Origin of the sequence: Pseudomonas sp. P5_109 (genome assembly GCF_034009455.1) — a bacterium.
Lineage (GTDB): Bacteria > Pseudomonadota > Gammaproteobacteria > Pseudomonadales > Pseudomonadaceae > Aquipseudomonas.
The window spans coordinates 1,291,023-1,316,613 of record NZ_CP125380.1; the positions used below are offsets into that span (position 1 = coordinate 1,291,023).

Here is a 25,591-nt window from a genome sequence, read left to right on the forward strand (position 1 = left end):
AATGTGGGAGCGGGCTTGCTCGCGAAGGCGTATTCAGCCACACCGCATCCTTAATGGCCGATCCGTCGCCCGTTTCTACCCAATCACCGCTGGCACTCATCCCCTCAATTAACGGACAGTCCCCATCCAGAGCCCACCGGCTTGCCCGCGGGATGAGCGGCGGCGTGCATCCGTCTTATAAATGAAACACCGCCCTCGGCTATACTCCCCGCATTTCGAATCAGGCCCGAGGATTGACTGTGAAGAACTGGACGTTGCGCCAACGCATTTTGGCGAGCTTTGCGGTAATTATCGCCATCATGTTGCTGATGGTGGTCCTCTCCTATTCGAGATTGCTGAAGATTGAAGAGAGCGAAGACAGCGTTCGGGATGACGCATTGCCGGGGCTTTACTACAGCTCGATGATTCGCAGCGCCTGGAGCGACGCTTTCCTGCAGACGCAGGAAATGCTTGGTTTGAAAGAAGGGCAGGGCATCAGCAGCGAGGACGCCGCGGAGTTCAAGGCTTTCGAGGCGCGCCTGCTGGAGGAGATGAGCAACTATCGCAACACCGTCACGACGGATGAGGACAAGGTCGAATACGCCGTTTTCGTACAAAAGCACGAGGAATTCAACAAGGTTCTGGCTGCTGTGCTCGAACTGCACAGCCGGAACCAGGAAGCTGAAGCGATCAAGTTGTTCACCGAGCAACTGACCCCGGTCTGGACTGCCGGCCGGATGAAGCTCAACGACATCATCCGCGAAAATAAAGCAGTGGCCGATCGTGACATCGCCGCCATCGACGACGCGGTCATCGCGGCCAAGATCAGCATGGGCATTTCCCTGCTGGTGGCGGTGCTGGCCGCCGGCCTCTGCGGCCTGTTGCTGATGCGCGCCATCATGGCGCCAATGAACCGCATCGTGAAGATTCTGGAAATCATGCGCACCGGTGACCTCAGCAATCGCCTGAACCTGGAGCGCAAGGACGAATTCGGCGCCGTGGAAACCGGCTTCAACGACATGATGACCGAGCTGACCTCGCTGGTGTCCCAGGCCCAGCGTTCGTCGGTGCAGGTGACCACGTCGGTGACCGAGATCGCCGCGACGTCCAAGCAGCAGCAAGCCACCGCCACCGAAACCGCCGCCACCACCACGGAGATCGGCGCGACCTCCCGTGAGATCGCCGCCACTTCCCGGGATCTGGTGCGCACCATGACCGAAGTCTCCACCGCCGCCGACCAGGCTTCCGTGGCCGCCGGCTCCGGGCAACAGGGCCTGGCGCGCATGGAAGAAACCATGCACTCGGTGATGGGCGCGGCCGATCTGGTCAATGCCAAGCTGGCGATCCTCAACGAGAAGGCCGGCAACATCAATCAGGTGGTGGTGACCATCGTCAAGGTCGCCGACCAGACCAACCTGTTGTCGCTCAACGCCGCCATCGAGGCCGAAAAGGCCGGCGAGTACGGACGCGGTTTTGCCGTGGTCGCCACCGAAGTTCGGCGCCTGGCGGACCAGACGGCCGTGGCCACCTACGACATCGAGCAAATGGTGCGCGAGATCCAGTCGGCGGTGTCAGCCGGGGTCATGGGCATGGACAAGTTCTCCGAAGAAGTGCGTCGCGGCATGTCCGAGGTGCAGCAGGTCGGCGAGCAGTTGTCGCAGATCATCCATCAGGTCCAGGCGCTGGCGCCGCGGGTGCTGATGGTCAACGAAGGCATGCAGGCCCAGGCCACCGGTGCCGAGCAGATCAACCACGCGCTGGTGCAGTTGGGCGATGCCAGCAGCCAGACGGTCGAGTCCCTGCGTCAGGCCAGTTTCGCCATCGATGAGCTGAGCCAGGTGGCCGTCGGGCTGCGCAGCGGCGTTTCGCGATTCAAAGTCTGATGAGTGAAATCACGGCCAAACGCTCTGCCGTGAAGCAGGCGCTGCATGCATTGTTCCTGGTGTTTCGCATCGGCAACGAGCGCTATGCCTTGAAGGCTATCGAAGTGGCGGAAGTGCTGCCGCGCCTGCCCTTGAAGCCCATTGCCCATGCCCCCGCCTGGGTCGCCGGGGTGTTCGCCTATCGCGGCACCGTGGTGCCGGTGATCGATTTGAGCGCACTGACCTTTGGGACGCCGGCACAGGCCCGTACCAGCACGCGACTGGTGCTGGTCAACTATCGCCCGGATGAAACTGCCGAGACACAGCTGCTCGGGCTGATTCTGGAACAGGCGACCGATACCTTGCGCTGCGACCCGGCGGATTTTCAGCCCTACGGCCTGGACAATCGGCAGGCGCCTTACCTCGGGCCGGTGCGCAAGGATGAGCAGGGCTTGCTGCAATGGGTACGGGTCAGCGATCTGCTGGACGACCAGGTTCGCGCCTTGTTATTCCCCTCGCCGCCACTGGATCCGGTGCTGCTGGAGGAACGCTCATGAACAGCGATCAGCGTTTTTTCGACTTCCTCAAGGAACGTATCGGCCTCGACGTGGCTTCCGTGGGGCCGGCGATCATCGAGCGCGCAGTGCGCCAGCGCAGCATCGCTGCACAAGCATCCTCGGCCGATGACTATTGGCGCACCTTGCAGGGTTCCCGGGACGAGCAACAGGCATTGATCGAAGCGGTGATCGTTCCGGAGACCTGGTTCTTCCGCTATCCGGAGTCCTTCGCCACCCTGGCGAAACTGGCGAGCAAACGCCTGGCCGAGATCAACAACCTGCGCGCACTGCGGATTCTCAGCCTGCCGTGTTCCACCGGTGAAGAGCCTTACTCGATCGCCATGGCGTTGCTCGATGCCGGGCTCAAGCCGCACCAGTTCAAGGTCGACGGCATGGACGTCAGCCCGCTGTCGGTGGAAAAAGCCAGGCGCGCCTTGTACGGCAAGAACTCCTTCCGGGGCGACGACATTGCGTATCGCGACCGTCATTTTACGGCCGAGGGTGACGGCTATCGCCTGGACCCGCGTGTGCAGGAGCAGGTGCGCTTGCAGGTCGGCAATCTGCTGGATCCGGCCTTGCTGGCCGGTGAACCGCCGTTCGACTTCGTGTTTTGTCGCAACCTGCTGATCTATTTCGACCAGCCGACCCAGAAGCAAGTCTTCGACGTGCTCAAGCGCCTGACCCACGATGACGGCGTGCTGTTTATCGGTCCGGCCGAAGGCAGTCTGCTGGGACGCCTGGGGATGCGCTCGATCGGTATCGCGCAGTCCTTCGCGTTCAGTCGACAAGGGACTGCGGACCCTGAACCCTTGCCGGTGTTCGTTCCAGCCCCCTTGCCTGTGCCGCAACCGTTGCGCAATCCGCCGCCTGCACCCGTGCGCAGGCGCCCATTCGCCAGTGTCGTGCCGCTGGCTTCTGTAGCGCCAACGTCCGGCGCCGATACGGCCGTGCTGCTGGCGAACATCGCCACGCTGGCCAACGAAGGTAAAAGCGCCGAGGCAAGGGCGGCGTGTGAAAGCTATTTGCGCAGTCATGAACCGGTAGCCCAGGTGTTCTATTGGCTGGGACTGCTCAGCGATGTCGCCGGCAACGTCCTGGAAGCCCAGGGCTTTTATCGCAAGGTGCTGTACCTCGAACCGCAACATTCCGAAGCGTTGATGCACCTGGCCGCATTGCTGCAGGCCCAGGGTGACGCGACGGGGGCCAGACGATTGCAGGAGCGTGCCGCCCGTAGCGGGCGCGCCGCCGACAGTGAGCGTAAACGATGATCGCCTCCGACACCTTTAGCGTCACCCGGGATGCCCAGGCCATCGACGACTGCTGGAACCGCATCGGTATCCACGGCGACAAGTCCTGCCCGCTGCTGGCCGAGCATATTCACTGCCGCAATTGTGCGGTGTATTCGGCGGCCGCCACACGCTTGCTCGATCGCTATGCGTTGCAGCAGGAAGATCGCGGGCCAGCGTCCGTCGCGGTCGAGAACGAGGTGAAAACCCGTTCGCTGCTGATGTTCCGCCTGGGTGAAGAATGGCTGGCTCTCGCGACCCGCAGTCTGGTCGAGGTAGCGCCACTGCAAGCGATTCACTCCTTGCCGCACCAGCGCTCCCGGGCCTTGCTCGGCGTGGCGAATGTGCGCGGCGCGCTGGTTGCCTGCCTGTCGCTGGTGGAGTTGCTGGGGCTCGACGACATCGTCAGCGCGGTGTCCGGCACGCGGGTCATGCCACGCATGCTGATCATCGCGGCCCACGGCGGGCCGGTGGTGGTGCCGGTGGACGAAGTCGACGGGATTCACGCCATCGACGAGCGCATCCTCGATGCCGCATCGCGTTCGGGTGCCCAGGCCAGCGCCAAATACACCCGTGGCGTGTTGCAATTCAAAGGTCGCAGCCTGCGTTGGCTGGATGAAGAACAGCTGCTGTCCGCCGTGACCCGGAGCCTTACATGACCCCCGAGCAAATGCGCGACGCCTCTTTGCTGGAGCTGTTCAGCCTGGAGGCCGAAGCCCAGACCCAGGTGTTGAGCGCCGGCCTGCTGGCGCTTGAGCGCGACCCGACATTGGCCGATCAACTCGAATCGTGCATGCGTGCGGCGCACTCGCTCAAAGGCGCGGCGCGGATCGTCGGCGTCGATGCCGGGGTCAGCGTTGCCCATGTGATGGAAGATTGCCTGGTCAGTGCCCAGGAAGGGCGCTTGTTGTTGCGCCCCGAACACATCGATGCGCTGCTGCAAGGTACCGATTTGCTGATGCGCATCGCCACGCCGGGCAACAACCCGGAGGCCGCGGATATCGCGGCCTACGAGGCGTTGATGGCGCGCTTGCTGGACCCGGCGGCCCCGCTGATTGCGCCTGCCGCACCGGTGATGGCCGAACTTCAACTTGAAGCACCTGCGTCCAAGGTCGAGGCACCGGTACCTGTCGTCGAGCCCACATCGACCGCAGTCCCACGCAAGACCAAACGCACCACCGAAAATGGCGAGCGCGTGCTGCGTGTCACCGCCGAGCGCCTGAACAGCTTGCTCGATCTGTCGAGCAAATCCCTGGTGGAAACCCAGCGGCTCAAACCGCACCTGGCGACCATGCAGCGCCTCAAGCGCATGCAGAGCAACAGCCTGCGAGCCCTGGAGAGTCTTAACGTTCACCTCAAGGATCACGCCTTGAGCCTGGAAGCCCAGGAAGTTCTCGAGGATGCGCGGCGCTTGCTGGCGCAATCCCAGCAACTGCTCATGGAAAAGAACGCCGAACTCGATGAGTTCGCCTGGCATGCCAGCCAGCGGGCGCAGGTGTTGTACGACACGGCGCTGGCTTGTCGCATGCGGCCGTTTGCCGATGTGCTGACCGGGCAGGTGCGCATGGTCCGGGATCTGGGGCGCGACCTGGGCAAACAGGTGCGGCTGGAAATCGAAGGCGAGAAGACTCAGGTCGATCGCGACGTCCTGGAAAAGCTCGAAGCGCCGCTGACTCACCTGTTGCGCAACGCAGTCGACCACGGCATCGAAACTCCGGAACAGCGCCTGCTGGCGGGCAAGCCAGCTGAAGGTTTGATTCGCTTGCGCGCCTCTCATCAAGCCGGTTTGCTGGTGCTTGAATTGAGCGATGACGGTAATGGCGTGGATCTGGAAAAGGTCCGTCGCAGTATCGTCGAGCGGAGTTTGTCGCCCGCGCAAACCGCCGCGCAGTTGAGCGAAGAAGAGCTGCTGACGTTCCTGTTCCTGCCTGGCTTCAGTCTGCGCGACACGGTCACCGAGGTGTCCGGTCGCGGTGTCGGCCTGGATGCGGTGCAGCACATGGTCCGGCAGTTGCGCGGCGCAGTGGTGCTGGAACAGACGGCGGGCGAGGGCAGTCGTTTCCACCTCGAAGTGCCGCTGACCCTGTCGGTGGTGCGCAGTCTGGTCGTGGAAGTCGGCGACGAAGCCTATGCCTTCCCGCTGGCGCACATCGAGCGCATGTGTGATCTGGAGCCGGAGGATATCGTGCAGGTCGAAGGCCGCCAGCACTTCTGGCACGAAGGCCGGCATGTCGGCCTGGTCGCGGCCAGCCAACTGCTGCAACGTCCGGCCAGCCAGAACAGCGGGCAAACCCTGAAAGTCGTGGTGATTCGCGAGCGCGATGCGATCTACGGCGTGGCGGTGGAACGGTTTGTCGGTGAGCGGACGCTGGTGGTGCTGCCGCTGGATGAGCGTCTGGGCAAGGTGCAGGACATTTCCGCCGGGGCCCTGCTCGACGACGGCTCGGTGGTGCTGATCGTTGATGTCGAAGACATGCTGCGTTCGGTGGAAAAACTGCTCAACACCGGTCGACTGGAGCGCATTGCCCGTCACAGCAATCAGGTGGTCGAGGCGGCCCGCAAGCGAATTCTGGTGGTGGACGATTCCCTGACCGTGCGAGAGTTGGAGCGCAAGCTGTTGCTCAATCGCGGTTACGACGTGGCGGTTGCGGTAGACGGCATGGACGGCTGGAACGCGCTGCGTTCGGAGGATTTCGATCTGTTGATCACCGACATTGATATGCCGCGCATGGATGGCATCGAACTGGTCACGTTGCTGCGTCGCGACACTCGCCTGCAATCGTTGCCGGTGATGGTGGTGTCTTATAAGGATCGTGAAGAGGACCGGCGTCGTGGACTGGATGCCGGAGCCGACTATTATCTAGCCAAGGCCAGTTTTCATGACGACGCCTTGCTCGATGCAGTGGTCGAGCTCATCGGAGGAGCGCGGGCATGAGGATTGCTATCGTCAACGACATGCCCATGGCGGTGGAGGCCCTGCGCCGCGCCCTGGCATTCGAGCCGACACACGAGGTGGTCTGGGTCGCCGGCAATGGCGCCGAGGCGGTGCGCCAGTGCGCGCAAGACACGCCGGACCTGATTCTGATGGACCTGATCATGCCGGTGATGGATGGCGTCGAGGCCACGCGACGGATCATGGCCGAGACCCCGTGCGCCATTGTCATCGTCACCGTGGATCGCCAGCAGAACGTGCACCGGGTGTTCGAGGCCATGGGCCATGGTGCGCTGGACGTGGTCGACACCCCGGCCCTCGGCGCCGGCAATGCCCAGGAAGCGGCTGCGCCGTTGTTGCGCAAGATCATGAACATCGGTTGGCTGATCGGCGACAAGGGCAACCGTCCGCGCCCGGCGCCGGCACCGTTGCGCAATTCGGGCTCACGCCAGAGCCTGATCGCCATTGGCTCATCCGCCGGTGGGCCGGCGGCGCTGGAAGTCTTGCTCAAGGGGTTGCCGCGTGATTTCTCGCCAGCCATCGTACTGGTGCAACATGTTGACCAGGTGTTTGCCGCCGGCATGGCTGAATGGCTCGGCAGTGCCAGCGGCCTCGACGTGCGGCTGGCCCAGCAAGGCGAGCCGCCGCAAAGCGGCAAGGTATTGCTGGCCGGCACCAATCACCATATTCGCTTGCTGAAAAACGGCACGCTGGCCTACACCGCCGAACCGGTCAACGAGATCTACCGGCCCTCCATCGATGTGTTCTTCGAGAGTGTGGCCAGCTACTGGAATGGTGACGCCGTGGGGGTTTTGCTCACCGGCATGGGGCGTGATGGCGCCCAGGGGCTTAAACTCATGCGCCAACAGGGCTACCTGACCATCGCACAAGACCAGGGCAGCAGTGCGGTGTATGGCATGCCAAAGGCGGCCGCGGCCATCGACGCTGCCGTGGAGATTCGCCCGCTGGACAAGATAGCGCCACGATTGCTGGAGATTTTTGCCAAATGAGCAGCTTTTCCCGCATTCCTGGCCCAGGCAGTACTCAGGTGACCGCACATGAATGAATTACAGCTCGACGACTTCAAGACCGACGAAAACGCCGCCATGGTATTGCTGGTAGACGATCAGGCCATGATCGGCGAAGCCGTGCGCCGCGGCCTGGCGAATGAAGATAATATCGATTTCCACTTCTGCGCCGACCCGCACCAGGCCATCGCCCATGCGGTGCGCATCAAGCCAACGGTGATCCTGCAGGATCTGGTCATGCCCGGCCTCGACGGCCTGAGCCTGGTGCGCGAATACCGCAATCACCCGGCGACCAAGGACATTCCGATCATCGTCCTGTCGACCAAGGAAGATCCGCTGATCAAGAGCGCGGCCTTCGCGGCCGGGGCGAACGATTACCTGGTCAAGCTGCCGGACAACATCGAACTGGTCGCGCGCATCCGCTATCACTCGCGCTCCTACATGACCCTGCTGCAACGGGACGCGGCCTACCGCGCGTTGCGGGTCAGCCAGCAGCAACTGCTCGACACCAACCTGGTGCTGCAACGCCTGATGAACTCCGATGGCTTGACGGGTTTGTCTAACCGTCGGCACTTCGACGAATACATGGAACTGGAGTGGCGCCGTTCACTGCGTGAGCAGAGCCAGTTGTCGTTGCTGATGATCGACGTCGACTACTTCAAGGCCTACAACGACAGTTTCGGCCACCTGGAAGGCGATGAAGCCCTGCGCAAGGTCGCCTCGGCGATCCGCGACGCCAGCGCCCGGCCTTCGGACCTGCCGGCCCGCTACGGCGGCGAAGAGTTCGCCCTGGTGCTGCCCAACACCTCGCCAGGTGGTGCGCGGCTGGTGGCCGAGAAGCTGCGCCAGACCGTGGCAGCCCTGAAGATCCCGCACAACTCGCCGAATGAAGGGTCGAGCCTGACCATCAGCATCGGCCTCTCGACCATCACCCCGACAGCCGGCAGCAATTGCCGGGAGCTGATCTCGGCGGCGGACAAGGGGCTGTATTCGGCGAAGAACAATGGGCGTAATCAGGTGGGGGTTGAGTAGGGGCGTGCGCACCGATGGTTGATTAGAAATAGCTGACAAGCTTATTTTTGATGGAGTAAAAATAAACCTGTCAGCTATTCGTATGTTTTACGGAGTCTGCGCCTGCGTTCGCCGCCCAATGACGTTCTTCAATCGCAGCTGTCTCGCAGCGGGATGGTAAGTACAAGAGCGAAGTCGTGCAGGACGACGACTTCGTTGCGGATCTCCTCGCGTGCATGTCCCGAGTAACTTCCGTTTCATAAAGACGTCACTGGTCCTCTTTGTTGGTCCCCCAATAGTCGTTGAGCTATTCCTGCCGCACCAACCACGCGGTTTGTCTTTGCGACGCAATTCGCACTCAAGTTCCTGAACGCTATTTTTAGCTTTGCGGGACTGCTCCCGATTTTCATTTTGCCGGATTTTTTTCGAACACTGCACTTCATTCAGAACCAAGCCGCTTGCTCCACTTTGACAAAGAATTTCGCTGATCTCTTCCGCCGGGAAGTCATGGCCTTCGACCGGTTACGCGTAGAAGCAAAATCCTGAGCAATGCGGCTTTACGTTTAGGTGAAAAGCGCGGCACGAATAAACGCAATCGGTACACAATATGAATTTTAGGAAAGTTCGATGAATCGACAAATTGTCCTGAGTCCAGGAGCTATAGAAATACGTTTGGGGTAAGCGTTTTGTTTGTAGCTTGTTGATAGCAATCTCTACAGTTTAAGAATCGTCTCTCTTGCATATAGTCCCGGTCCTACACGGAAAAATATTGATCAATTGTGTCGTGGGGGTTACAACTAATCCCGTCATTGCAAGTTGATGGCATGTGTTCAGATAGCTGGTGCTAGCAGTTTCAGCTCCTATGTCAAATAAGGAGTGGCAAGAGTGATTTAACTCTTGGGTGAAGTGCAGGGCTAGGGCACCCTAGTCTTGAATAATAAGGAGATAGTATGCGAGAGCTTAACTTTAATGTAGGTCATGTCGCAGTCGTAGATTTTTCAGAATCCAATTCACAGTCTGTTGCGGAATATTTTTCTAGAAATCAGAAGCATCTAGAAGCTTCTATGCCGAAACGTCCTTCTGAATTTTATACACAAGCGTTCTGGCAGGAACAATTGTCACGCTACCAATTATCACGCGCCGCTGGTAACGAGTTGCGGTTCGCTCTTGTCGATAGCGGAAAGGTAGTAGGTATAATAAGTTATGATCAAATAGTAAAAGGTCCTTTTCGAGCTTGCTATTTAGGTTATAGCATCGATAGAGAGTACCAAGGAAAAGGGTTAATGAGAGAGGCACTGTCACAAACAATTAGCTATGTGTTGGATGAGTTAAATATGAATAGGGTGATGGCAAACTATGAACCGTCAAATCAACGAAGTGCCAAATTGTTGAAGTCACTAGGGTTTGAGCGTGAAGGGTACGCCAGGAAGTATTTGAAGTTGAATGGCATGTGGCGGGATCATATTTTAACAAGCTTAATTTCAGATTAGGAATCGTTGAAAGGATGAGAGTATGGAACCGATACATCCGACTGCATCGGTCTGTCGACCATCCCCCCGAAAGCGGGCAGCAATTGCCGCGACCTGATCCTGGCGGCGGACAAGGGGCTGTATTCGGCGAAGAAAAATGGGCGCAATCAGGTGGGGGTTGGGTAACGCTCGACTTGATGGTGATGAACCTGTGGCGAGGGGGCTTGTCGGATCGCCGCACCGCCCCGTTGGGTCGCGAAGCGGCCCCGAAACTGCCGCCTATGTCTGCCAGACATACCGCATTGACTGGTTTTACGACTGCTTCGCAGTCGAACGGGGGCAAGCCCCCTCGCCACAGGTGGGTGGTGACTGCTTGATTTGCAGTTGGCAGGTGGCCGCTGACTGAAACCATTCGCCGGTAAACCCGCCATGCGGGCTGCCGGGATCGCTTGATTACGGTATACTCGCCGGCTTTCAAAAGTTCGCCAACGAGTGCTGCCCGTCATGGAAATCAACCCGATCCTGAACACCATCAAGGACCTGTCCGAGCGCTCCGAAACTATTCGGGGGTATCTTTGACTACGATCAAAAGCATGAGCGTCTGACCGAAGTCAATCGCGAGCTTGAAGATCCGAGTGTCTGGAACAAACCTGAATACGCCCAGGAGCTGGGCCGCGAGCGCGCTGCGCTGGCGCAGATCGTCGATACCCTCGACGAACTGAACACCGGTCTGGCCGATTGCCGTGACCTGTTGGACATGGCCGTTGAAGAGAACGACGAAGGCGCAGTGGGCGATGTCGTCGCCGAGCTGGCCCGTCTCGAGGAAAACCTCGCCAAGCTTGAATTCCGCCGCATGTTCAGCCACGAAATGGACCCGAACAACGCCTACCTGGACATCCAGGCCGGTTCCGGCGGCACCGAAGCCCAGGACTGGGCCAACATCTTGCTGCGCATGTACCTGCGCTGGGCCGACAAACGCGGCTTCGACGCGACCATCATGGAACTGTCCGCCGGTGAAGTCGCCGGGATCAAGGGCGCGACCGTGCACATCAAGGGCGAATACGCCTTTGGCTGGTTGCGCACCGAGATCGGCGTGCACCGCCTGGTGCGCAAGAGCCCGTTCGACTCCGGCAACCGTCGCCACACCTCTTTCTCCGCGGTGTTCGTTTCCCCCGAGATCGATGACAAGGTGGAGATCGAGATCAACCCGGCAGACCTGCGGATCGACACCTATCGTTCTTCCGGTGCCGGTGGTCAGCACGTAAACACCACCGACTCGGCCGTACGTATCACCCACGTACCGACCAACACCGTGGTCAGCTGCCAGAACGAACGTTCCCAGCACGCCAACAAGGACACCGCCATGAAAATGCTGCGGGCCAAGTTGTACGAGCAGGAAATGCAGAAGCGCAACGCGGCGTCCCAGGCGCTGGAAGACACCAAGTCCGATATCGGCTGGGGTCACCAGATCCGTTCGTACGTGCTCGATGCCTCGCGGATCAAGGATCTGCGCACCAACATCGAACGCAGCGACTGTGACAAGGTGCTCGATGGCGACATCGACGAATACCTGGAAGCGAGCCTGAAATCGGGGCTGTAATACACTGACACACCGCGCCCCCCTGTAGGAGCCGGCTTGCCGGCGATCCCCGGCCGAAGGCCGGGGACAACGAACCAGATGGAATATTTAAAGACATGAGCGACCAAGAACTCGACCCGCAAGCCCTGCAACAGGAAGAAAACTCCCTGATCGCCCTGCGCAAGGAAAAGCTTGCTGCCGAGCGCGCCAAGGGCAATGCCTTCCCGAATGACTTCCGCCGCGAAAACTACTGCGAGCAACTGCAGAAACGGTACGCGGACAAGACCAAGGAAGAGCTCGCAGAAGCTGCAATCCCGGTCAAGGTTGCCGGTCGCATCATGCTCAACCGTGGCTCGTTCATGGTGATCCAGGACATGACCGGGCGCATTCAGGTCTACGTCAACCGCAAGACCCTGTCCGAAGAAACCCTGGCCGCGGTGAAAACCTGGGACATGGGCGACATCATTGCCGCCGAAGGCACCCTGGCCCGTTCCGGCAAGGGCGACCTGTACGTTGAAATGACCAACGTGCGCCTGCTGACCAAATCCCTGCGCCCGCTGCCGGACAAGCACCACGGCCTGACCGACACCGAGCAGCGCTATCGCCAGCGCTACGTTGACCTGATCGTCAACGAAGACGTGCGCCAGACTTTCCGCGTGCGTTCGCAAGTCATCGCGCACATCCGCAGCTTCCTGATGCAGCGTGACTTCCTGGAAGTGGAAACGCCGATGCTGCAGACCATTCCTGGCGGCGCGGCAGCCAAGCCGTTCGAGACTCACCACAACGCCCTGGACATGGGCATGTTCTTGCGCATTGCGCCGGAGTTGTACCTCAAGCGGCTTGTTGTCGGCGGCTTCGAGAAAGTGTTCGAGATCAACCGCAACTTCCGTAACGAGGGCGTTTCGACTCGTCACAACCCTGAATTCACCATGTTGGAGTTCTACCAAGCCTACGCCGACTACGAAGACAACATGGACCTGACCGAAGAGCTGTTCCGCGAACTGGCTCAGCTGGTTCTGGGCAGCACCGACGTGCCATACGGCGACAAGGTGTTCCACTTCGGCGAGCCGTTCGTGCGTCTGTCGGTGTTCGACTCGATCCTCAAGTACAACCCCGAGCTGACCGCTGACGACCTGAACGACATCGACAAGGCCCGCGCCATCGCGAAGAAGGCCGGGGCCAAGGTGCTGGGCTTCGAAGGCCTGGGCAAACTGCAGGTGATGATTTTCGAAGAGCTGGTCGAGCACAAGCTGGAGCAGCCGCACTTCATTACCCAGTACCCGTTCGAAGTGTCGCCGCTGGCCCGTCGCAACGACGACAACCCGAACGTCACCGACCGCTTCGAGCTGTTCATCGGTGGTCGTGAAATCGCCAACGCCTACTCCGAGTTGAACGACGCGGAAGACCAGGCCGAGCGCTTCATGGCCCAGGTGGCCGACAAGGACGCTGGCGACGACGAAGCCATGCACTACGACGCCGACTTCGTGCGTGCGCTGGAGTACGGCATGCCGCCAACGGCGGGTGAAGGCATCGGCATCGACCGTCTGGTGATGCTGCTGACCAACTCCCCGTCGATCCGCGACGTGATCCTGTTCCCGCACATGCGGCCGCAAGCGTAAGTGTTTCAAATAAAAAGCCGCCTTTGAGGCGGCTTTTTATTGCCTGTCTGGTACAAACGTATCAACTTGTTACTTTCATCTGAGAGGAAATACCTGTCGTGATTCGTGCAATAGCTCAAGAAGGTGCAGCGGGTATCGCCACTGCGGTCGCTGAAAGTGTTCAGTACCAGGGCCGCAAGGCCAGCCGACAGGGCAGTGAGCAGCGTCGACAGGACATTCTCGACGCCGCCATGCGTATTGTCGTGCGCGATGGCGTGCGCGCCGTACGACATCGCGCGGTGGCCGCCGAGGCGCAAGTGCCGTTGTCGGCGACCACTTACTATTTCAAGGATATCGATGACCTGCTCACCGATACCTTCGCCCAATACGTGGAGCGCAGTGCCGCGTACATGGGCAAGTTGTGGGTAAACAACGAAGGCCTGCTGCGCGACATGATCGCCAGTGGCGATGGCAGCCCGCAGGCGCGCTCGACACTGGCGGACGACATTGCCCGGCTGATGACCGATTACGTTCACCGGCAACTGGTCAATCGCCGCGAGCATTTGATGGCCGAGCAGGCGTTCCGCCAGGAGGCTTTGCTCAACCCGCGCCTGGCCGAACTGGTGCGCTCGCATCAGCAAATCCTGCTGCAGGGCTCTTGCCAGCTGTTCCAGGTGCTGGGCTCGCGCGAGCCGCATCAGGATGCCAAGGTGTTGACGGCGATTATCGGGCGGATGGAATATCAGGGGCTGCTCAACGTAGACGAACCGGCCGCCGAAGAGGAAATGCTCGGCATCCTCAAGCGCTACATGCACCTGGTGCTGGCGTCGGTGTAGCCCGGTTGGTGCATGACCTGTGGGAACTGGCCTGTGGCGAGGGGGTTTGCCCCCGTTGGGTGGCGAAGCCGCCCCAAAACCAGTGACCTCGGTGAGACAGTCAGTCCGGATGCGCTGGTTTTACGACTGCTTCGCAGCCGAACGGGGGCAAGCCCCCTCGCCACAGAAGGCGCTGTGCATCTGAGGGCGAAGCGTGTTCATAGGGAGTGTTGAATGAAAGCCTGGCGTGTCGTTGTGATCGCCTTGTCGTTCCTGCTGCTCAGTGGCTGTCTGGTAACCTTCAAGGAGCCGCTGCCCACAAGCGAACCCGCGCCTAAAGGATTGCTCGGCAAATGGACCAGCACCAATGCCTGGGGCGAGGCGCTCAACCTCGAACTGAGGCACATCGGTGACAACCGCTATCAGGCCGTCAGCTATTACCGGGCCAGGCCCTGGGAGCGGGAGGCCTATCCTTTCACAGTGTCACGCCATGGCAACCGCTGGTATCTGTCGGCGAAGGTGCCGGCGCAGTTCGGTGGGCATTTCACCCTGGGCGGTTTTGAGCTGACCGACAAACATGAGTTGGTGGTCTACAACCTCGATCTCGATCAGATCAACCAGGCCATCAAGCAGAAAGCCCTGAGCGGTGAAAGCTTCCAGACCGGCGACGGCGATGGCGTAATGATCGACAGCAACATGGACCAAGTCGCCGCCTACCTCGACGACCCGGCCAATTCCGATGTGTTCGTCGAAGCGGTGCGCTATCAGCGTCAGGCCAAGGCCAAATAACCGGCATCAACAGGTTTCTACAGGAGTTTCGCGTGGACGATTACCAACAGTCGATACGCATTTTGTCCGATCGCATCGTGCTGGCGCAGACGCCGATCCGCGTACTCGATGCGGTCAAATGGGACGACAATATTCGCAAGGGTTTCCTCAAGGCCAAGGGCAAGGAAATGCCGGCGGTGGACCGCGACTACTACCTCAACCGGCCGCTGGCGTTCGATTCCAGCAAGGTGAAGCTGGAGTTCCAGAACATCGAGCGCGACATCACCCGCCAGCTCGGCCAGTTCAACCCGGTCGGCCAGATCATGCGGCGCATGTGCAAGGAATACCGCATGGTGATCCGCATGCTCGAAGCCCGTGGCACCGAGGATTTCGGCCTGATTTCCCAGGAGCTGTACGGCGCCGCCTCCGATGCGTTCCACGCTGGCGACCCGACCCTTTCCGACCTGGGCATGATGCTGTCCGAATACCTGAACAACATCGATGGCCGTGGCGACCTCAAGGACGAACCGAAGACACTGACGGCCAAGGATGCGGTCGACATGTTGCAGCATCGCTTGAACAAGGTGTTTGGCGAAGCCGAGGAAACCATTCGGGTGTTCGAGTCCGATGGCATCGTCGCCGACGCGGCGGCCGGCGCCGACTACATCAAGATCCGCTCCGACGCGATGTTCAACAACCGCGATGTGCGCGCCCTGGAAGTCCATGAAGGGCTGGTACACGTCGGCACCACCCTCAACGGTCTGAACCAGCCGATCTGCACCTTCCTGGCCAAAGGGCCGCCCTCGTCGACGGTGACCCAGGAAGGCCTGGCGATCCTGATGGAAATCATCACCTTCGCCTCGTACCCGAGCCGCCTGCGCAAACTCACCAACCGCACCCGCGCCATTCACATGGTGGAGGAGGGCGCGGACTTCCTGCAGGTGTTCGAGTTCTTCCGCGAGCAAGGTTTCGAGATGCCCGAGAGCTACAGCAACGCCAGTCGCGTTTTCCGCGGCTCGGTGCCGACAGGTCTGCCATTTACCAAAGACTTGTCCTACCTCAAGGGCTTCATCATGATTTACAACTACATTCAACTGGCCGTGCGCAAAGGCAAGCTGGAGCAGATACCGCTGTTGTTCTGCGGCAAGACCACCTTGGAAGACATGCGTACCTTGCGCCAGTTGGTGGACGAAGGCCTGGTGGTGCCGCCCAAGTACCTGCCGGAACAGTTCCGCGACATGAACGCGTTGTCGGCGTGGATGTGCTTCTCCAACTTCCTCAACCACCTGAGCCTGGACCGGATCGAGGCGGATTACTCGAATATCCTGTAAGGGCTGGTGAGATCCAAATGTGGGAGCGGGCTTGCTCGCGAAAGCGGTGTGTCAGCCAACTGAGATGTTGAATGTCAGACCGCATTCGCGAGCAAGCCCGCTCCCACAGGGGGTATGTATTCCAATCGTCAAAGCGAGGTTTCAACGGATGAGAATCCTCGGCATCGTCTGCCTTCTCCTGGCCTTGAACGGTTGCAGCTCACTGCTGTTCTACCCCGAACCCGGCCAGCTGTTCACCCCGCAAAAGGCCGGGCTCGAATACCGCACCGTCACCCTGATCACTGCCGATGGCCTCAAGCTCAATGCCTGGTGGCTGCCAGCGAAGCAGGGAGTCGAGGTCAAAGGCACAGTGCTGCACCTGCACGGCAATGGCGGAAACCTGCCCATGCACCTCGGCGGCAGCTTTTGGTTGCCGGAAAATGGTTACCAGGTGTTGCTTGTTGATTATCGCGGTTATGGCCTGTCCGAAGGCGAACCAAGCCTGCCAGCGATCTATCAGGACATCGATGCGGCGTTCGCCTGGCTGGACCGGGCGCCAGAGGTTCAAGGCAAGCCGCTGATCCTGCTCGGCCAGAGCCTCGGTGGCTCGATGGCCGTGCATTACCTGGTCCAGCACCCGCAACGGCAGAAGCAACTCAAGGCCATCGTGCTCGATGGCGTACCCGCCAGCTACCGCAGCGTCGGTCAGTATGCGTTGAGCCATTCATGGGTGTTCTGGACGTTCCAGGTGCCGTTGTCATGGCTGGTGCCGGATGGCGACAGCGCGATCAACGCCATGGCGCAGCTTAAAGATGTGCCGAAACTGCTCTACCACAGCATCGACGATCCGATCGTGCCTCTTTCCAACGGCATCCGACTGTATCAAGCTGCGCCGCCGCCGCGGGTGCTGCAACTGACCCGTGGCGGTCATGTGCAGACGTTCGCCGACCCGGTCTGGCGCACAGTCATGCTGCGTTACCTCGATGACCCGCAGCATTTCAACGGCCTGCGCCGCCTGGGTGAAATCCCCAATTACCCGGCACCGCCGAATTCTGAAGATGAACCACCAGAGAGTCCGCAATGAGTGAAGAACGTAACGCCATCCCGCTGATCATCACCGGTATCTGCAGCATCCTCGGCACCGTGGGGGCCCTGTGGTGGTACGGCTACCTGCACTTCGCCAAGCCTGAAGATGCGTTGCTGCTCAACGAATTCACCATGCTCAAGACCGTTCCGGGCGAAGACTACAAAGTCTCCCTGGAACCGGCCGCGCAAGTGGCGCAGTGCATTGATGGCGTGCTGGTGCTGTTCGACATGGAACAGAAGGGCCTGACCGGTGTGCTGGTCGACAGCAAGAAGAAAGCCGTGCGCTGCATGGGGCAGGAAACGCCGCAGAAGCTGGAGCAATAAACCGGTCCTGACCAACAACACAAATCCAATGTGGGAGCGGGCTTGCTCGCGAAAGCGGAGTGTCAGTCAACATTGATGCTGAATGTTCCACCGCATTCGCGAGCAAGCCCGCTCCCACAGGGGGAGTGATGCGGCCGATTATTGCGTGTTGGCGCTAATCGCCGAACGCGGCACTACCGGCTGATTGTCATTGGAAATCGTCACCTCCACCCGACGATTCATCGCCCGGCCCGAGGTGCTGGCGTTATCCGCCACCGGATACTCCTTGCCGTACCCCTGCGCCACGATCCGCGCTGGATCGACGCCCATCTTCACCAGCGCAGCCCGCACGGAGTCCGCGCGACGTTCCGACAGCGACTGGTTGTGCGACGCCGTGCCGGTGCTGTCGGTATAACCTTCGACAATCACTTTGCGGTCGGGGTTTTCCTGGAGGTACTGCGCCAGTTTGTTGATGTTCATCAGGCCGTTGGATTTCAGCTCGGCCTTGTCCGTGGCGAACAGCACATCGCCAAAGGTCACCAGTGTCCCGCGATCGGTCTGCCTGGCGTTGAGACTGTCCTTGAGTTGTTTGATCTGCTGATCCCGGCCTTCCAGGCGGGCCTCGGCCCGTTGTGCCGAGGTGTTTTTCAGATTGGCTTCGGCGGTGCGCAGGGCAATGGTCTGCTTGGCCACTTCAACCCGCTGGTTGGTCAGATAGGCAAGCTGGTCGACCTTGGCCGCGTCCTCCTTGTCCCGATAGGCCTGATCGGCCTTGTCCAGATAATCGCTGGCTTCCTTGGTTTCCAGGGCGGCGACCTTGGCCGCTTGCGGGTCGGCCTGCAGCCCCGTGTAGTTGGTGCGGGCCTGTTCGAGGTTGGCGTTGGGTGGTGTGGAACAGGCCGCCAGGGCTACGGTGACAGCCAGCAGGGCAGGGATCATCAGTTGATTGGGTTTCATGATTTCGTCCTTTTAGTCGAGTGGGAATGCGTGGCGCCGCGCCGATTACTGAAGGGTGCGCTGGCTTTCCTGACGCAATTCCTGAACGCCTTTCTGCGCGTCCTTCACGGATTGTTCGGTCTTCATCGCCTGGGCCTTGCGCTCGGCCACGCGAGCGTCCCACTCGGCCTGTTCGGCGAGCGTCCGGGCCTGGTCATATTGTTTGTCGTGCATGGCGATTTCGGCTTGCTTGAGCTTGTCCTGGGCCGACTTCATTTCCACGGCGGCGAATTCGGTGCCGCCGGCACTCACGGCGTCGTTGACGGCCGATTGGGTCACCGCGTATTGCTCGGTTGGCGGGTTGCCGGCACAACCGGACAGGATCAGGCTGGTACCGAGGGCCAGCGCCGCCAGTTGGAGGCCGCGCGCATGAGTGAACGAGGATGTGCCGGTTCGGGTTTTCATGGTCTTCAACTCCATTGGGCTAACTCCTGAAAGCGTTGAATCCATCCTGGGCTGGGCGCTGAAGCCATCAATTGCGGGGCATTTTGAAACGCTCGTCCCAGGCGTGGTTACTTGGGTTGACCCGAGGCTTTTTTTGAAAGTTCAGAGAAATTAGCCGGCTATCGAAAAAAACGGGTTCGAATGGGCAGGCCTCTAAGGCGGGGTTTTGCGTCACGCAAAGCACTATGCCGGACCTCTTGCAGGCCCGGAGAAACGCAATTTTTCAAACTGAAATACGGGCCAATGTGGGAGCGGGCTTGCTCGCGAAAGCGGTGTATCAGTCAACGTAGATGTCGAATGCCAGACCGCTTTCGTCGGATCGCCGCCCGGAGCAAGCCCGCTCCCACAGGGTTCAATGCAAATTCAGTGTTTCTGTTTGTCCTCAGGCATCGACAAATCGTGCAGATGCCGACGGGACAGCGCCAGGAAACGCGGGGTCGGCCCGATGTCTTCGTACAGCGGATCACCTTCTTCGTCAGTGGCAACCACGGTCGAGCCCTTGACGTACGGGAAGCTTCTTTCCAGCTCTTCCAGCGCGGCGCCGATCAGATCGCCGAGCAGTTCTTCGGGATGTCGTTTGGGGTACATCTCGACGATCGCGGCCAGCCGTGCGGCGGACTCCATATCCAAATGAATCGAGTAGCCGGTATCGGTCAGGCGACCCTTGGCGTTTTCTTCCCAGTGGTGGGCAAGCTCGCGGATTTTCATATTGACCTCATTGCGCTCCCGCTCGTGGCAGGCAGGGTGAGTGTGACGACAGCCATTGTGCGGCTTCTCTTCAGACTAGCTTCTACAGGCAAGGTTTACAGGCCCTTCGTCGTCTTGCTTGTAAGAACCGGTCTGGGGCGGCACTCTCTAGGTTCGTAGCCGCCCGGATTTTTTGCTGGAGACCTGCTGATGACTGATATTGATGCACGCTTGCGCGAGGACGTTCACCTGCTGGGTGAGCTGTTGGGCAATACCATTCGTGAACAATATGGCGACGATTTCCTCGACAAGATCGAGCAGATCCGCAAGGGCGCCAAGGCTGACCGGCGCGGTTCCATGGACGCCGAACTCAGCGCCAGCCTCAATCAGTTGTCCGAAGACGAATTGCTGCCGGTGGCGCGGGCGTTCAACCAGTTTCTCAACCTGGCCAACATCGCCGAGCAATACCAGTTGATTCACCGTCGCGAGGAATCCCAGGAGGCGCCGTTCGAGGCCAGGGTGCTGCCGGAGTTGCTCGCGCGCCTGCGCGCCGAGGGGCATGGCGCCGAGGCGCTGGCCCGGCAACTGGGCCGGCTGGAGATCGAGTTGGTATTGACCGCGCACCCGACCGAAGTGGCACGCCGCACACTGATCCAGAAGTACGACGCCATCGCCGCGCAACTGGCGGCCCTGGATCACCGCGACCTGACCAGCGCCGAGCGCGAGCAGATCAAGACCACCTTGCAGCGCCTGATCGCTGAGGCCTGGCACACCGAAGAAATCCGCCGCACGCGTCCGACACCGGTGGATGAAGCCAAGTGGGGTTTCGCGGTGATCGAGCATTCGCTGTGGCAGGCCATTCCCAATTACCTGCGCAAGGCCGACCAGGCCCTGCACGACGCCACCGGCCTGCGCCTGCCACTGGAGGCGGCGCCGATTCGCTTTGCCTCGTGGATGGGCGGTGACCGCGACGGCAACCCGAACGTGACGGCGGCGGTTACCCGTGAAGTGCTGCTGTTGGCGCGCTGGATGGCGGCTGATTTGTACCTGCGCGATGTCGATCACCTGGCGGCTGAGCTGTCGATGCAGCAAGCCAGCGATGAACTGAAGGCCAAGGCTGGCGACAGTGCCGAGCCTTACCGGGCCGTGCTCAAACAGCTGCGCGAACGCCTGCGGGCGACACGCAACTGGGCACACGCCGCCTTGTCGACGTCGATCCCGGCACCGAGCGATGTACTGCAAAACAATCGCGAACTGCTCGATCCGCTGGAGCTTTGCTACCACTCGTTGCACGAGTGCGGCATGGGTGTGATTGCCGACGGGCCGTTGCTCGATTGCCTGCGCCGTGCGGTGACCTTCGGCCTGTTCCTGGTGCGTCTGGATGTGCGCCAGGATTCGTCGCGGCACACCGCGGCGATGACCGAAATCACCGACTACCTTGGCCTCGGTCGCTACGAGGACTGGAGTGAAGAAGAGCGCATCGCCTTCCTGATGCGTGAATTGAGCAATCGTCGTCCCTTGTTGCCGGCGTACTTCAAGCCATCCGCCGACACCGCCGAAGTGCTGGCGACCTGTCGGGAAATCGCCGCTGCACCGGGGGCATCCCTCGGTTCCTACGTGATTTCCATGGCCGGCGCGGCTTCCGATGTACTCGCCGTGCAATTGCTGCTCAAAGAGTCCGGTGTATTGCGACCGATGCGCGTGGTGCCGCTGTTCGAAACCCTGGCCGACCTCGACAACGCGGGTCCGGTGATCGAGAAACTGTTGCTGTTGCCGGGTTATCGCGCGCGCCTGCAAGGGCCGCAGGAAGTGATGATCGGCTACTCCGACTCGGCCAAGGACGCCGGCACCACTGCGGCGGCCTGGGCGCAGTACCGGGCGCAGGAGCGACTGGTGGACATCTGCCGTGAACAACAAGTGGAGCTGCTGTTGTTCCACGGTCGCGGTGGCACCGTGGGACGTGGCGGCGGTCCGGCCCACGCGGCGATCCTGTCGCAGCCACCGGGTTCGGTGGCGGGGCGTTTCCGTACCACCGAACAGGGCGAAATGATTCGCTTCAAATTCGGCCTGCCGGACATTGCCGAGCAAAACCTCAACCTGTACCTGGCCGCCGTGCTTGAGGCGACCTTGCTGCCGCCACCACCACCCACGCCTGAGTGGCGCCATTTGATGGACGAACTGGCCGCGGACGGTGTCAGCGCCTACCGCGCCGTGGTGCGGGAGAACCCCCAATTCGTGGAGTATTTCCGTCAGTCGACGCCGGAGCAGGAGCTCGGGCGCTTGCCGCTGGGCAGTCGTCCGGCCAAGCGTCGGGCCGGAGGAATCGAAAGCCTGCGGGCGATTCCGTGGATCTTCGGCTGGACCCAAACGCGCCTGATGTTGCCCGCCTGGCTGGGTTGGGAGGCGGCCTTGAGCAAGGCGCTGGAGCGTGGCGAAGGGGAGCTGCTGGGGCAGATGCGTGAGCAGTGGCCATTCTTCCGCACCCGCATCGACATGCTGGAAATGGTCCTGGCCAAGGCCGATGCCGACATTGCGCGGTCCTACGATGAGCGTCTGGTAGAGCCGAATCTGCTGCCATTGGGTGCGCACTTACGCGACCTATTGTCGCAGGCGTGCACCATCGTTCTCGGCCTGACCGGGCAGTCGCAGCTGCTGGCACATAGCCCAGCGACCCTTGAGTTCATCCGCTTGCGCAACACTTACCTCGACCCTCTTCATCTATTGCAGGCCGAGTTGCTGGCCCGTTCAAGAGTACAGGACGTGGCGCAGGGCAGCCCGGTAGAACAGGCCTTGCTGGTGTCTGTGGCGGGGATTGCCGCCGGTTTGCGTAACACCGGCTAAGGTTTTTACCGTGGCATTGGGCGTCCGGCTCTACGGCCGGATGCCAGCCGATGGCGAGCATAAAAGTGCAGCCAGGCGACAGTTAATGATGGGGTTGCGACTTGGGAAACTGTGCGCAAAGGTCGCAAGAGGCAGCGGTTTCTCCGACTTTCGGCGTCTTGTGTGGGCGCAGCCTGCTGTGTATCTTGATCAGCCTTTGGCCGTTTGGGCGGTCACGACCCTATTTTTGAGATTGGCCCCACGAGGCGAATCTGACGTTATCTATATAAAAAATTGAGGAGCACATCGATGCGCGTCATTCTGCTGGGAGCTCCCGGGGCCGGTAAAGGTACTCAGGCTAAGTTCATCACCGAAAAATTCGGCATTCCGCAAATCTCCACCGGTGACATGCTGCGTGCAGCGGTCAAGGCCGGCACCGAGCTGGGCATCAAGGCCAAGAGCATCATGGATGCCGGCGGCCTGGTGTCCGATGACCTGATCATCGCACTGGTCAAGGACCGTATCGCCCAGTCCGACTGCGCCAACGGTTTCCTGTTCGACGGCTTCCCGCGCACCATTCCCCAGGCTGAAGCCCTGGTGACTGCCGGCGTCGAGCTCGATGCAGTGGTTGAAATCGCCGTCGAAGACGAAGAAATCGTCCAGCGTATCGCCGGTCGCCGTGTTCACGAGGCCAGCGGCCGCGTGTACCACATCGTCTACAACCCGCCGAAAGTTGCTGGCGTAGACGATGTCACCGGTGAAGATCTGGTACAGCGCAAGGACGACACCGAAGAAACCGTGCGTCATCGCCTGTCGGTCTACCATTCCCAGACCAAGCCGCTGGTGGATTTCTACCAGAAGCTGTCGGCTGCCAACGGCAAGCCGAAGTACAGCCATATCGAAGGCGTCGGTTCGGTTGAAGCGATCACCGCCAAGGTGCTTGCAGCCCTGAGCTGAAAAACCTGATTCGCTGCATCATCCACGGCCCGCTTGCGGGCCGTTGTTGTTTATACTGACGCACTTTTTCTGACCTCTTTTACGGAAACATCAATGAGCACCTTGCTGGCCCTGGACACCGCGACTGAAGCTTGCTCCGTTGCCTTGCTGCATGACGGCAAGGTCACGAGTCATTACGAGGTGATCCCGCGCCTGCACGCGCAGAAGCTGTTGCCGATGATCAAGCAACTGCTGGCCGATGCTGGCACCACACTGCAAGCGGTCGATGCCATTGCGTTCGGCCGTGGCCCGGGGGCCTTCACCGGCGTGCGCATTGCCATCGGCGTGGTGCAAGGCCTGGCGTTTGCCCTGGAGCGCCCGGTGCTGCCGGTATCGAACCTGGCCGTGCTGGCGCAACGTGCGCTGCGCGAACACGGTGCCACTCAGGTCGCCGCGGCCATCGACGCGCGGATGGACGAAGTGTATTGGGGGTGCTACCGCGAAACGGCTGGGGAGATGCGTCTGGTGGGTGCGGAAGCGGTATTGCCGCCGGAGTCGGCTGCATTGCCGGCCGATGCCAGTGGTGAATGGTTTGGCGCGGGCACCGGGTGGGGTTATGGCGAGCGCATCGCCGTCAGCCTGAGCGGGCAGGACGCGGGCATGTTGCCCCACGCAGAAGACCTGCTGACCCTGGCGCGATTTGCCTGGGAACGCGGCGAGGCGATCGTGGCCGACGAGGCGCAGCCGGTTTATCTGCGCGATAAAGTGGCGACGCCTAAAGCGCGTTGATTCACGCAGTACCTGTGGGATAGTGTTCTGCTCTAATTCTGCCAATCATCAGTTTCTAACCCCAGCTTTTAAACCTTTTGCCTTTTATGTGTTCTAGTTATCACTCGGCGGTTTGCGAAGTGGGTATTGCGCCACTAAACTGCCATCACTGATTCCGAGCATGCACCTATGCGTATAGACGGCGTTTCCTCTCAGTCCTACTCCATCAAGCGCAAGCCAAGCAAAGGCCGAGTGGTGGAAGACGACGCCATTGATATCGAAGGCGAGCTGGAATTCCCGACTGAAGAGCAGCTGGCTGCCCGCGCCGCCAAAGCCTCTGCGCAAAAACTGAGCAACCTTCCCGCCCGCCAACAAGACATGCTTTACCACCGTGCCATGAGCAAAAGTGTGGCGATGGCCCTGGCCAGCTACCTGAGCACCGCCGGTTTCGTCGACTGGGAAGCGGATGTGCTGGGTCTCGACCTGTACATCTGATGTTGCTGCCGTATTACCTTGGTTGTCCTTCGTGGAGCGAAAACGCCTGGCGTGATTACCTGTATCCGCCGGACGCCAGGACTGCCGATTTTCTTGCTCTCTATTCCCAGGTTTTCAATGCCGTGGAAGGCAACACGACCTTCTACGCGAGCCCGGCTGCCAGCACTGTGCAGCGTTGGGCCGAGACCATGCCCGAACACTTTCGCTTCACTGCCAAGTTTCCCGGTGAGATCAGCCACGGTGGCGATCTGCGCGAGCAACTGACCGCCGCCGAAACCTTCCTGCAATTGCTCAGCCCGCTCGGCGAGCGAGTGTCGCCGTTGTGGTTGCAGCTGTCGAAAAGCTTCACGCCGCAACGCTTGCCCGAACTGGCCGGATTCATCGATGCCCTGCAGCGGCCGCTGGCCGTGGAAGTGCGGCATGACGAGTTTTTCGCCAAGGGTGACAGCGAGCGAATGCTCAATCGTTTGCTGCTCGATCGCGGAGTCGAACGCATCTGTCTCGATTCCCGGGCGTTGTTCAGTTGCACCTCGACCGAGCCCTCGGTGCTCCACGCCCAAGCAAAGAAACCCCGTGTGCCACCGCGTCCAACGGCCTTTACGTCTTTTCCGCAGGTGCGTTTTATCGGCCATCCGACGCTTGAGGCCAACGACAGGTTCCTGGAACCCTGGGTCGAAAAAATCGCCCTGTGGATCGAAGAAGGCCGCACGCCGTACATCTTCCTGCACACGGCCGACAACCTGCTGGCGGCAAAACTGGCGCAGCGCTTTCACGCCCGGCTGATGCTGCGTTTGCCTGGCTTGCCGGCGCTGCCTGAGCTATACAGAGAACCCGTCGCCGAGCAACTTGGCCTGCTCTGAGG

The 25,591-nt window shown here is 60.5% G+C and carries 23 protein-coding genes and 1 pseudogene; 21 read left to right on the plus strand and 3 right to left on the minus strand.

Annotated elements, in window-relative coordinates; all coding sequences use genetic code 11:
• Positions 1-239: 239 nt before the first annotated feature.
• The 16 genes and pseudogenes from QMK54_RS05625 (at position 240) to QMK54_RS05705 (ending at position 17,604) form a co-directional block, all read left to right on the plus strand.
• A complete protein-coding gene (locus QMK54_RS05625; protein WP_110658975.1) occupies positions 240-1,862 on the plus strand; it encodes a methyl-accepting chemotaxis protein in 1,623 nt (540 codons plus the stop codon).
• The gene (locus tag QMK54_RS05630) at positions 1,862-2,398 is read left to right on the plus strand and encodes a chemotaxis protein CheW (RefSeq protein ID WP_110658977.1); all 537 of its coding nucleotides are present in this window, start codon (positions 1,862-1,864) and stop codon (positions 2,396-2,398) included. The genes QMK54_RS05625 and QMK54_RS05630 overlap by 1 nt, the downstream gene beginning before the upstream one ends.
• Complete coding sequence (locus QMK54_RS05635) at positions 2,395-3,666, plus strand: CheR family methyltransferase (RefSeq protein ID WP_320402197.1); 1,272 nt, start codon at positions 2,395-2,397, stop codon at positions 3,664-3,666. The genes QMK54_RS05630 and QMK54_RS05635 overlap by 4 nt, the downstream gene beginning before the upstream one ends.
• Entirely contained in the window at positions 3,663-4,343 is a 681-nt protein-coding gene (locus QMK54_RS05640) for a chemotaxis protein CheW (RefSeq protein ID WP_110658981.1), read from the plus strand. The genes QMK54_RS05635 and QMK54_RS05640 overlap by 4 nt, the downstream gene beginning before the upstream one ends.
• Positions 4,340-6,619, plus strand: coding sequence for a hybrid sensor histidine kinase/response regulator (locus QMK54_RS05645; protein ID WP_320402198.1), 2,280 nt, complete (start codon positions 4,340-4,342; stop codon positions 6,617-6,619). Before QMK54_RS05640 ends, QMK54_RS05645 begins: the two co-directional genes overlap by 4 nt.
• Positions 6,616-7,626, plus strand: a complete 1,011-nt coding sequence (locus QMK54_RS05650; RefSeq protein ID WP_223595291.1) for a chemotaxis response regulator protein-glutamate methylesterase — start codon at positions 6,616-6,618, stop codon at positions 7,624-7,626. The genes QMK54_RS05645 and QMK54_RS05650 overlap by 4 nt, the downstream gene beginning before the upstream one ends.
• Positions 7,627-7,674: 48 nt before the next feature.
• Entirely contained in the window at positions 7,675-8,676 is a 1,002-nt protein-coding gene (locus tag QMK54_RS05655) for a PleD family two-component system response regulator (protein ID WP_320402199.1), read from the plus strand.
• A gap of 929 nt (positions 8,677-9,605) precedes the next feature.
• Positions 9,606-10,145: a GNAT family N-acetyltransferase gene (locus QMK54_RS05665; RefSeq protein WP_320402200.1), complete on the plus strand. Its 540-nt coding sequence runs from the start codon at positions 9,606-9,608 to the stop codon at positions 10,143-10,145.
• 42 nt (positions 10,146-10,187) lie between these two features.
• Positions 10,188-10,310: pseudogene (locus tag QMK54_RS05670) on the plus strand (diguanylate cyclase domain-containing protein); the annotation flags it as partial.
• A gap of 318 nt (positions 10,311-10,628) precedes the next feature.
• Positions 10,629-11,724 (plus strand): peptide chain release factor 2 gene (gene prfB, locus QMK54_RS05675; RefSeq protein ID WP_098465888.1). Its coding sequence is split into 2 segments (ribosomal slippage): positions 10,629-10,700 and positions 10,702-11,724, totalling 1,095 coding nucleotides; the frame shifts between segments, so codons are not numbered across the junction.
• A gap of 95 nt (positions 11,725-11,819) precedes the next feature.
• Entirely contained in the window at positions 11,820-13,322 is a 1,503-nt protein-coding gene (gene lysS, locus QMK54_RS05680) for a lysine--tRNA ligase (RefSeq protein ID WP_223595297.1), read from the plus strand.
• A 98-nt stretch (positions 13,323-13,420) separates the two neighbouring features.
• Positions 13,421-14,137, plus strand: coding sequence for a TetR/AcrR family transcriptional regulator (locus tag QMK54_RS05685; protein WP_110662344.1), 717 nt, complete (start codon positions 13,421-13,423; stop codon positions 14,135-14,137).
• A 213-nt stretch (positions 14,138-14,350) separates the two neighbouring features.
• Positions 14,351-14,905, plus strand: a complete 555-nt coding sequence (locus QMK54_RS05690; protein WP_320402201.1) for a hypothetical protein — start codon at positions 14,351-14,353, stop codon at positions 14,903-14,905.
• A gap of 32 nt (positions 14,906-14,937) precedes the next feature.
• The gene (locus tag QMK54_RS05695; protein WP_160389893.1) at positions 14,938-16,215 is read left to right on the plus strand and encodes a flavohemoglobin expression-modulating QEGLA motif protein; all 1,278 of its coding nucleotides are present in this window, start codon (positions 14,938-14,940) and stop codon (positions 16,213-16,215) included.
• A 148-nt stretch (positions 16,216-16,363) separates the two neighbouring features.
• Complete coding sequence (locus tag QMK54_RS05700; RefSeq protein ID WP_110659726.1) at positions 16,364-17,278, plus strand: alpha/beta hydrolase; 915 nt, start codon at positions 16,364-16,366, stop codon at positions 17,276-17,278.
• Entirely contained in the window at positions 17,275-17,604 is a 330-nt protein-coding gene (locus tag QMK54_RS05705) for a hypothetical protein (protein ID WP_046041078.1), read from the plus strand. The genes QMK54_RS05700 and QMK54_RS05705 overlap by 4 nt, the downstream gene beginning before the upstream one ends.
• 138 nt (positions 17,605-17,742) lie before the next feature.
• Here the strand turns inward: QMK54_RS05705 and QMK54_RS05710 are convergent, their stop codons facing one another.
• From QMK54_RS05710 to QMK54_RS05720, 3 genes are all read right to left on the minus strand, one after another.
• Positions 17,743-18,540 (minus strand): OmpA family protein, encoded by a 798-nt coding sequence (locus QMK54_RS05710; RefSeq protein ID WP_110659725.1) that lies wholly within the window; start codon positions 18,538-18,540, stop codon positions 17,743-17,745.
• A 45-nt stretch (positions 18,541-18,585) separates the two neighbouring features.
• Positions 18,586-18,999: a DUF4398 domain-containing protein gene (locus tag QMK54_RS05715; RefSeq protein WP_110659724.1), complete on the minus strand. Its 414-nt coding sequence runs from the start codon at positions 18,997-18,999 to the stop codon at positions 18,586-18,588.
• Positions 19,000-19,386: 387 nt separating this feature from the next.
• Complete coding sequence (locus tag QMK54_RS05720; RefSeq protein ID WP_110659723.1) at positions 19,387-19,731, minus strand: pilin assembly protein; 345 nt, start codon at positions 19,729-19,731, stop codon at positions 19,387-19,389.
• Positions 19,732-19,920: 189 nt separating this feature from the next.
• Here QMK54_RS05720 and ppc point away from each other — a divergent pair, with 189 nt between their 5' ends.
• From ppc to QMK54_RS05745, 5 genes are all read left to right on the plus strand, one after another.
• Positions 19,921-22,551 carry a phosphoenolpyruvate carboxylase gene (gene ppc / locus QMK54_RS05725; protein ID WP_223595312.1) on the plus strand — a complete coding sequence of 877 codons (2,631 nt, stop codon included), beginning with the start codon at positions 19,921-19,923 and terminating at the stop codon, positions 22,549-22,551.
• A 288-nt stretch (positions 22,552-22,839) separates the two neighbouring features.
• Positions 22,840-23,487, plus strand: a complete 648-nt coding sequence (adk, locus tag QMK54_RS05730) for an adenylate kinase (protein ID WP_223595314.1) — start codon at positions 22,840-22,842, stop codon at positions 23,485-23,487.
• A gap of 93 nt (positions 23,488-23,580) precedes the next feature.
• The gene (tsaB, locus tag QMK54_RS05735) at positions 23,581-24,255 is read left to right on the plus strand and encodes a tRNA (adenosine(37)-N6)-threonylcarbamoyltransferase complex dimerization subunit type 1 TsaB (RefSeq protein WP_223595317.1); all 675 of its coding nucleotides are present in this window, start codon (positions 23,581-23,583) and stop codon (positions 24,253-24,255) included.
• 168 nt (positions 24,256-24,423) lie between these two features.
• Positions 24,424-24,729 carry a hypothetical protein gene (locus QMK54_RS05740; protein WP_110659719.1) on the plus strand — a complete coding sequence of 102 codons (306 nt, stop codon included), beginning with the start codon at positions 24,424-24,426 and terminating at the stop codon, positions 24,727-24,729.
• Positions 24,729-25,589, plus strand: coding sequence for a DUF72 domain-containing protein (locus QMK54_RS05745; RefSeq protein ID WP_223595319.1), 861 nt, complete (start codon positions 24,729-24,731; stop codon positions 25,587-25,589). Before QMK54_RS05740 ends, QMK54_RS05745 begins: the two co-directional genes overlap by 1 nt.
• The last annotated feature ends 2 nt before the right edge of the window (positions 25,590-25,591 follow it).